This window comes from Gilliamella sp. wkB72 (assembly GCF_001693745.1).
GTDB classification, from domain to species: domain Bacteria; phylum Pseudomonadota; class Gammaproteobacteria; order Enterobacterales; family Orbaceae; genus Gilliamella; species Gilliamella apicola_E.
Map to the genome: position 1 here is coordinate 620,153 of NZ_LZEI01000006.1, position 7,058 is coordinate 627,210.

The following is a 7,058-nucleotide window of genomic DNA, read 5'->3' on the forward strand; positions in this document are numbered from 1 at the left end:
TCTTCCTATGAAGATCAACAACTATTAAAGCTCTTTTAAGCCTAATCCTTTACTTAATATTTTAAAACAATCATCACAATCATGTGTTGCCGCTTCAAGCAAAGTTTGTGTTGGTGCATGAATCAATTTATTAGTCAATTTATGTGAAAACTCAAAAAATACATCATCAATATTGGCACCTTGTTTAATTGCTTTTAACGCTTTTAATTCTAATTCACGCTTAATAACTTGTGCATTCTGGCGATATTGCTTTACATATTCAACAGCATGTCTGGTTTTTAGCCAATCGATATACAACTCAGCTTGCTCATGAATAATATATTCAGCTTCATTGGCGGCAATAATCCGTTGTTCTAGATTGTTCTGAACGGTTTGTTGCAGATCATCAACAGTATAAAGATAAACATTTTCGAGTTGACTAATTTCTGACTCAACATCACGAGGAACGGCTAAATCGATAAATAACATTGGATTATTATTTCGTTCATGTAGTGTCCGTTCAACCATCCCTTTGCCAATAATAGGTAAAGGACTAGCAGTTGAACTAATGACAATATCAACCTCTTTGAGTCGATTAGCAATATCGGGTAAAGAGATGATCTCAGCATCAATAATAGATGCTAATTTTAGCGCTTTATCTCTTGTTCGATTAGCAACAATAACATGTTTGAATCCATGAGGCTTTAAGTAGCGAGAAATAAGCTCAATGGTCTCACCTGCTCCCACTAGCATTACACTTAATTCAGACACATCAGAGAAAAGATCACGCGCAACTAAACACGCCGCGTAAGCTACCGAAGCGGTATTTGCTCCAATATTAGTTTCAGTCCGAACAATTTTTGCTACATGAAAGATAGATTGAAAGAGTTTTTCAAGCTGAACTGACAAACAATTATTTTGTTGAGCAAAATTATAAGCTTGTTTTACTTGGCCAAGAATTTGAGGCTCACCAATAATTAACGAATCAATACCACAAGCAACAGACATAAGATGTTCGACAGCTTTCTGGCCTTCATAGCAATATAGTGACTTATTAAAAACATCCAAATCAACGTGATGAAATTGTCCTAACCAATTTTCAACAGATTGCTTTACTCGAAAAAAATCTGCCTCATCCTCATAACTTAGGTAAATTTCTGTGCGATTACAAGTTGATAAAATGGCGCACCCAGTAATTAAAGGATGCTGATATAGACTGTATAATGCCTTATCAATAATCTCATTAGAAAAAGCAATTTTTTCTCTTAAAGCGACTGACGCACTTTTATGGTTTACACCCAATACTGTAATAGACATTGCATTGATTCTTTTATAATAGTTTATAAAGCGTCTAAATTTAAATATTATAGCTAAAAAAATAATAAAGGTTAATTACAGTTACTTTTTCTTATTCGCAAAATTATCAGCTATAATATGCCCTACTTTTGACCATTTAAGAGTTATTTTATGACAAAAATCAAATTTGCGTTACTTTTTATATTGCCATTAATGATTACTGCATGTCAAACAACAAAATACCAATCTAATGCATCAATCGAGCAACAATGGCAAAGCCATAAACAGATACTTGAACAAATTAATTCTTTTAAGGTTAATGGTAGTATTGCTCATACTGGAACAAAAACGAAAAACTATGGTCGTTTCCTTATTATTCAACAATCACAAGATAATTATGAGGTCAAATTAACGACACCTGTAGGCACCAATATTTTAACACTAAAGTCGGAACCAAACTATGCCGAATTAGTGGATAAAAATGGTGGACGTTATAATGATGTTAATATTGAAAGATTAATGAAAAAAGTTTCTAACATCAACATTCCTCTTAACTCTTTACATAATTGGTTAAAAGGCTTTTCTGATGATAACCAAACAGATAAATTAGATAACTCAGGTAGGCTTGCATCAACATCTTTTATGCAAAATAACAATAAATGGACATTAAAGATTTTGAGCTATGCAACTTATACTTTCAAAAATAAAAAAGTTGATTTACCCGCCATCATTGAACTTTCACATGATGATGAACTTATTCGCTTAAAAATTAGCAACTGGACGTTAAACTAACGGAACAGAATATGAAACATTGGTTATCGCCAGCTAAATTAAATTTATTTTTATACATTACTGGACGTCGTCCAGACAATTATCACAATTTACAAACATTATTCCAGTTTATTGATGTTTGCGACAAACTGACTTTTAATGTTCGCAATGATGGTAAAATAAGATTATTAACTCAATTTGAACAAGTCCCTGAAGATAAAAATCTAATCACTATTGCAGCTCAGCGGTTAAAATCCTATGCAAATAATAGTGAACTCGGTGTGGATATTGCTATAGAGAAAATGATCCCAATGGGAGGAGGACTTGGCGGTGCGTCTTCCAATGCTGCAACAGTTCTTGTTGCTTTAAACCAATTATGGAATTTAAATATTGAGCAACAAACTTTAATAACAATAGGCAGTTCAATTGGAGCCGATGTGCCTATTTTCATTTATGGTCACTCAGCATTTGCTGAAGGTATCGGCGATCAGTTTCAACAAGTTGATATTCCTCAATATTGGTATTTAGTTAGTTGTCCTAATATTGAAATTTCAACAGTTAAAGTATTTAACGATCCTAAATTACAGCGTGACACACCTAAACGAACTATTGAACAATTAATGTCATTTCCTTTTGATAAGTTTACTAACGATTGTGAACCTATTGTGCGTGAACGTTATCCTCAAGTCGATCAGCTTATATCGTATTTGTCCAAATTTGCTCCAACAAGGCTAACTGGGACAGGAGCATGTGTTTTCACTCGTTGTGATTCTAAAGAACAAGCATTGTCGATACAAAATGAGCTGAAGTCCCTCTCAGTCAAAAACTTTATAACTAAATCACTAAACTTATCACCGCTGTATGCAGATTAATTAATTTTGCTTAACATGATTAACCATATAAATATAACTAATTTATATGGTTAATCACCATAAAATCGAAAAAGTCCCAACCTTAGTGTATAGCATCATTTGGTATAACAAAAAGATGATGATCATAATACTCAACGCAATAAAGCCCTTCAAAACTTTTATAACCTTGATCAGCTAACGCGGATTTTAACCATTTTTCATCTTTACCTAGTTGCTCTAAAACATTATCAACGGGTTGTTCGTTTTCTAATACAATGACGGATATGTCCTTATCCCCTTTTTTAACTATTGATAATTGCCCATTAGGCTCCAAAATAGCTTTTTCAACACAATGAATGTTGAAAACATTCTTCATTCTGAGTAGTACTGCAAAACTAGCCAAATCTAAATTAATCGAGGTGAAAGCATCTAATTTTAATTTTCCATGATCCATTAATATAATTGGATTACCAACAATAAAGGCTTTAGCATTTTGACTTCGTTTTTTTAAATAATTAGAGGTATACATGATTGCTGTCCACATCAACAAGACAACAATAAAATCATATATGGTCAATTTAGGATTATAGATAATTCCACCAGCAATCCCACCTAATATCATATTCCCTATAAAATCAATGCTCGACATTTGCGACAGTGAAGTTTTACCTGTTATTTTTAGAAATAAAACAATACATATAAAAACAACCAATAACTTTAAAGCAATAATAATAAAATCCAGATAGTTAAGCATAGTACTCTCCAAATGTTAAAGACCTAAGCTAGTAAAACAATAAATATTAAAGTTAATACTGAAAACCTATAAAATTTTAGAAGAGATTTTAATAAATTAGAAAATTTGATTATATAAATCGTGAGTAATTGAGTGACGCTTTAATATTAGATTGATATTGATCAATTTATCAATCTATTTTTTTCATATTGATAAAAAATATAATAAAAGATTGAATAAAAATAGTTGTCAATTTTGCGAAACAAAAGCTTTTTTTAATAAGCTTGATCCATCATTTAACAGTTCAAAATTAAGATAAAAAATGCTTAATCAAAAAGAAATTTATTACAAAGCGTTACTTGAAAAAGATGAAAGTTATGTTGGAGTTTTCTATACTGGTGTTAAAACCACTTCAGTTTTTTGTATTGCTACATGCCGAGCCAGAAAACCAAAATTTGAAAATGTTGAATTTTTCTCTTCATTCAAATCAGCGCTTGATGCGGGTTATCGACCTTGCAAAATATGTAGACCCACTGAAAACGCTGCACCTAACGAAATAATTAAAGCAATATCATTAATTAGCAATAATCCTAAAAATAAGATTACCGATTATCAATTAAGACAAAATCAATTAAGCCCTGAAATTATTCGCAGATGGTTCAAAAAACATTATGGGATCACCTTCCATGCCTATCAACGAATGTATCGAATTAACAATGCTTTTCAAGAATTAAAATCAGGAAAAAATGTGATTAATACAGCAATGGATAGCGGCTACAACTCCTTAAGTGGATTTGGTTACACCTACAAAAAAATCATGAAAAAATTACCTTCAACTAACAATCAACAAGATATCATTTTAATTGACCGTTTTAATACCCCGCTCGGTCCAATGTTTGTTTGCGCAACTAGTCTCGGAGTTTGTCTACTAGAATTTGTAGATCGAAGAATGCTAGAAACCGAATTTGAACAACTACAATCTCTACTTAAAATGAAGATTATATTTGGTGAAAATGAACATATTAAACAAACTAAAGTTCAAATTGCCGAATATTTTAAGGGAACAAGAAAAGATTTTACCATTGCCTTACATACCCCAGGTACGTTATTTCAACAAACCGTTTGGGATTGCTTAAAGCAAATTCCTTATGGCGAATTAACCACCTATAAAAAACAAGCGCAAAAGATTAATAAACCACAAGCAATCCGAGCCGTAGCCAGCGCAAATGGTTATAACCGAGTTGCGATCATTATACCTTGCCATCGAGTAATCGGAACAAATGGAGAACTTATTGGATATGGTGGTGGATTAGAAAGAAAAAAATGGTTAATTGAACATGAAAATAGAATCATAAAATCAGATACACTCTCAAATTAATAACTATTTTTATCTAAAAAATAGATTAATTTAACGAAGTTAAAAGAGTATATTAAAAGGATTGATGAGAACTGCAGGATTGAGGATTCTTAACCATGAAAATAATAGTTTCCTTCAAGTTTTATCGGGTCTTGGCTAATATATAAGCTGGTTGCAGAATTATAATATCGTAACTAATTATGATAAAGCCCCGTTTCATGTTCCAATGTTATAATTTAATTATTAACTTTCATCTTCTATTTCCTCTAAAAATATATCCTGTAGATTACCATTAAGTTTTTTTCCTTTATATAAAAATTGGAAATCTTCCTCTTGCCCTTTCAGATAACTGACACCGTCAATAATACCTAATAAATTAGAAATTGTATCTGTAATTGATAATTTTAAAAAAGATATAAATTTATCTTTGTCTTTTACATCTAACTTATTATAAAGAGATACTCCATTTTTCCATTCCCCTTCAGGTAATTCATCTTGTTTATTATCCAAATTACTCAAATTAACTTTATACTGATCTAAATTATTTTTTAATACTTCTAAAATTATATTATTTACAAATTCTACATCGTTCATATTTATTTTCATCTTATTTCAGGCTTTTTTAAACGCTTCAGTTTACATCTCTTTAAACGCTATGAGTTCTTTTAGCTTTGAATTTGGAATATCTGGATATACTCTTTTAAGTTCTTTAATGTCTCTAGCTAATAAATTTTTGCCTTATTAATTCCTTTTATACTCCTTGAAATTACAGTGTTTGTTATAAGATTTTTTATTGTATAACCCTGCTTTAGGAACTAATTTTTAGCTGGTGCTTTTTCTAAATCGTATTTAGGTATAAATTTACTCATTAATCCTCAAGAATTCTTAACTAATTTACCAAATCTTATTGATTCCTGATGACAAGAATTTAGGTTTTATGCTTAACTCTATTTGTATTATCGAGTAAACAGACCTTTTAGCGGAAACGGAGTGTAAAGGACTTACTCTCTGCCATTCTACGTTAGATTTTTATAACCTTTTTTTGCTTGTTAAATCCTTACTCCCTAATTCGGAATGAGAACTTTTAGACCAGTTGAATAATATTCTAAATTTAAAAAGCCGACTCATTGAGTAGGCTTTTTTATTTAGTTATTAATGTATTATCTAATTTTCTAAAATAATTTCTCTAATTTCAAAACCAATAATATTATTTTCTTTTAATGCATAAATTAGGTCTTCTGAAAAAAACATACCTTTTCCTTGTATATTAATAATATCATAATGATACTTATTAAGTAGAAATAGATTCAATGCTACTAGATTAAAATTTATCTCGTTATAATCTTGATAACTTTTGAAGTTAACTTTTTCATTTCTTTGTGTGTCATAAAAAATGGATTTTTTTAAATCTATTTCGGTATCAGGAATCATCGGAAAACCTATCAAATAAAATTTATCATTTTCCCATCCTTCAATACCTATATTAATTTTATTTAATAATGATGGGATTTTATACATTTTAATTACATCATAAGCCTTTTCTGAAATTATATAATTTAATCCAAATTCATAAGGCAAATAACTTATAAAATCTGTTCTTTTTATTTTTTTTCGCGTTGGATAATATTTTATTGAAGATATTTGTTCCTCATTAATAGATTTGAAAGTTTTTAAAAAAACTCTGTCTCTATTATTTAAATTCTCATCAATATATTTGTTAAATTTATTTTTTTCCTCTTTAGAGATGAAAGATTTATTTTCTTTTAATTTTAATTGTGCTCCACCATTATTAATTCCAGTAATTACTGGATCATAAGAAACATCGAATTTTTTATATTTCATTTTTTTCTATATTATTTAAATTTTGTGCTTTTTTAGATACATTTTGTATATAACAACTACCATTCTAAATTTTTTCTAAATTCCTTAAATATCTGATTGAGTATAATATGATGTAAATCCAACCCCAGAGGATCAACCATCGTATTCGAATCATACACATTTGCATAAAAATTTGGGTTGTATCCTTCAAGTTTTATAGGGTCTAGGCTAATATATAAGCCAGTTTCAG

7 protein-coding genes are annotated in these 7,058 nt (G+C 29.9%); 3 read left to right on the plus strand and 4 right to left on the minus strand.

The window, feature by feature from the left end; translation table 11 throughout:
* Positions 1 to 24: 24 nt before the first annotated feature.
* Positions 25 to 1,296: a glutamyl-tRNA reductase gene (hemA, locus tag A9G07_RS04235; RefSeq protein WP_065734149.1), complete on the minus strand. Its 1,272-nt coding sequence runs from the start codon at positions 1,294 to 1,296 to the stop codon at positions 25 to 27.
* 150 nt (positions 1,297 to 1,446) lie between these two features.
* On the opposite strand from hemA, the gene lolB reads away from it, so the two are divergent.
* Together lolB and ispE are read left to right on the plus strand one after the other, a co-directional pair.
* Complete coding sequence (gene lolB / locus A9G07_RS04240) at positions 1,447 to 2,067, plus strand: lipoprotein insertase outer membrane protein LolB (protein ID WP_065734150.1); 621 nt, start codon at positions 1,447 to 1,449, stop codon at positions 2,065 to 2,067.
* Between the two features lie 11 nt (positions 2,068 to 2,078).
* Positions 2,079 to 2,918: a 4-(cytidine 5'-diphospho)-2-C-methyl-D-erythritol kinase gene (gene ispE / locus A9G07_RS04245; protein WP_065734151.1), complete on the plus strand. Its 840-nt coding sequence runs from the start codon at positions 2,079 to 2,081 to the stop codon at positions 2,916 to 2,918.
* 82 nt (positions 2,919 to 3,000) lie between these two features.
* Here ispE and A9G07_RS04250 read toward each other — a convergent pair whose 3' ends face one another.
* Positions 3,001 to 3,651: a DUF421 domain-containing protein gene (locus tag A9G07_RS04250; protein WP_081299555.1), complete on the minus strand. Its 651-nt coding sequence runs from the start codon at positions 3,649 to 3,651 to the stop codon at positions 3,001 to 3,003.
* Positions 3,652 to 3,952: 301 nt separating this feature from the next.
* On the opposite strand from A9G07_RS04250, the gene A9G07_RS04255 reads away from it, so the two are divergent.
* Positions 3,953 to 5,008: a bifunctional transcriptional activator/DNA repair enzyme AdaA gene (locus A9G07_RS04255; RefSeq protein ID WP_065734152.1), complete on the plus strand. Its 1,056-nt coding sequence runs from the start codon at positions 3,953 to 3,955 to the stop codon at positions 5,006 to 5,008.
* A gap of 222 nt (positions 5,009 to 5,230) precedes the next feature.
* Here A9G07_RS04255 and A9G07_RS04260 read toward each other — a convergent pair whose 3' ends face one another.
* Entirely contained in the window at positions 5,231 to 5,581 is a 351-nt protein-coding gene (locus tag A9G07_RS04260; protein ID WP_065734153.1) for a hypothetical protein, read from the minus strand.
* A 570-nt stretch (positions 5,582 to 6,151) separates the two neighbouring features.
* The gene (locus tag A9G07_RS04265; protein WP_065734154.1) at positions 6,152 to 6,829 is read right to left on the minus strand and encodes a hypothetical protein; all 678 of its coding nucleotides are present in this window, start codon (positions 6,827 to 6,829) and stop codon (positions 6,152 to 6,154) included.
* Positions 6,830 to 7,058: the final 229 nt, after the last annotated feature.

Excerpts from the sequence above, each read along its gene's own strand:
- A9G07_RS04265 (WP_065734154.1), bottom strand. The coding sequence starts at position 6,829 with ATGAAATATAAAAAATTCGATGTTTCTTATGATCCAGTAATTACTGGA.
- hemA (WP_065734149.1), bottom strand. The coding sequence starts at position 1,296 with ATGTCTATTACAGTATTGGGTGTAAACCATAAAAGTGCGTCAGTCGCT.
- ispE (WP_065734151.1), top strand. The coding sequence starts at position 2,079 with ATGAAACATTGGTTATCGCCAGCTAAATTAAATTTATTTTTATACATT.
- lolB (WP_065734150.1), top strand. The coding sequence starts at position 1,447 with ATGACAAAAATCAAATTTGCGTTACTTTTTATATTGCCATTAATGATT.
- A9G07_RS04255 (WP_065734152.1), top strand. The coding sequence starts at position 3,953 with ATGCTTAATCAAAAAGAAATTTATTACAAAGCGTTACTTGAAAAAGAT.
- A9G07_RS04250 (WP_081299555.1), bottom strand. The coding sequence starts at position 3,651 with ATGCTTAACTATCTGGATTTTATTATTATTGCTTTAAAGTTATTGGTT.
- A9G07_RS04260 (WP_065734153.1), bottom strand. The coding sequence starts at position 5,581 with ATGAACGATGTAGAATTTGTAAATAATATAATTTTAGAAGTATTAAAA.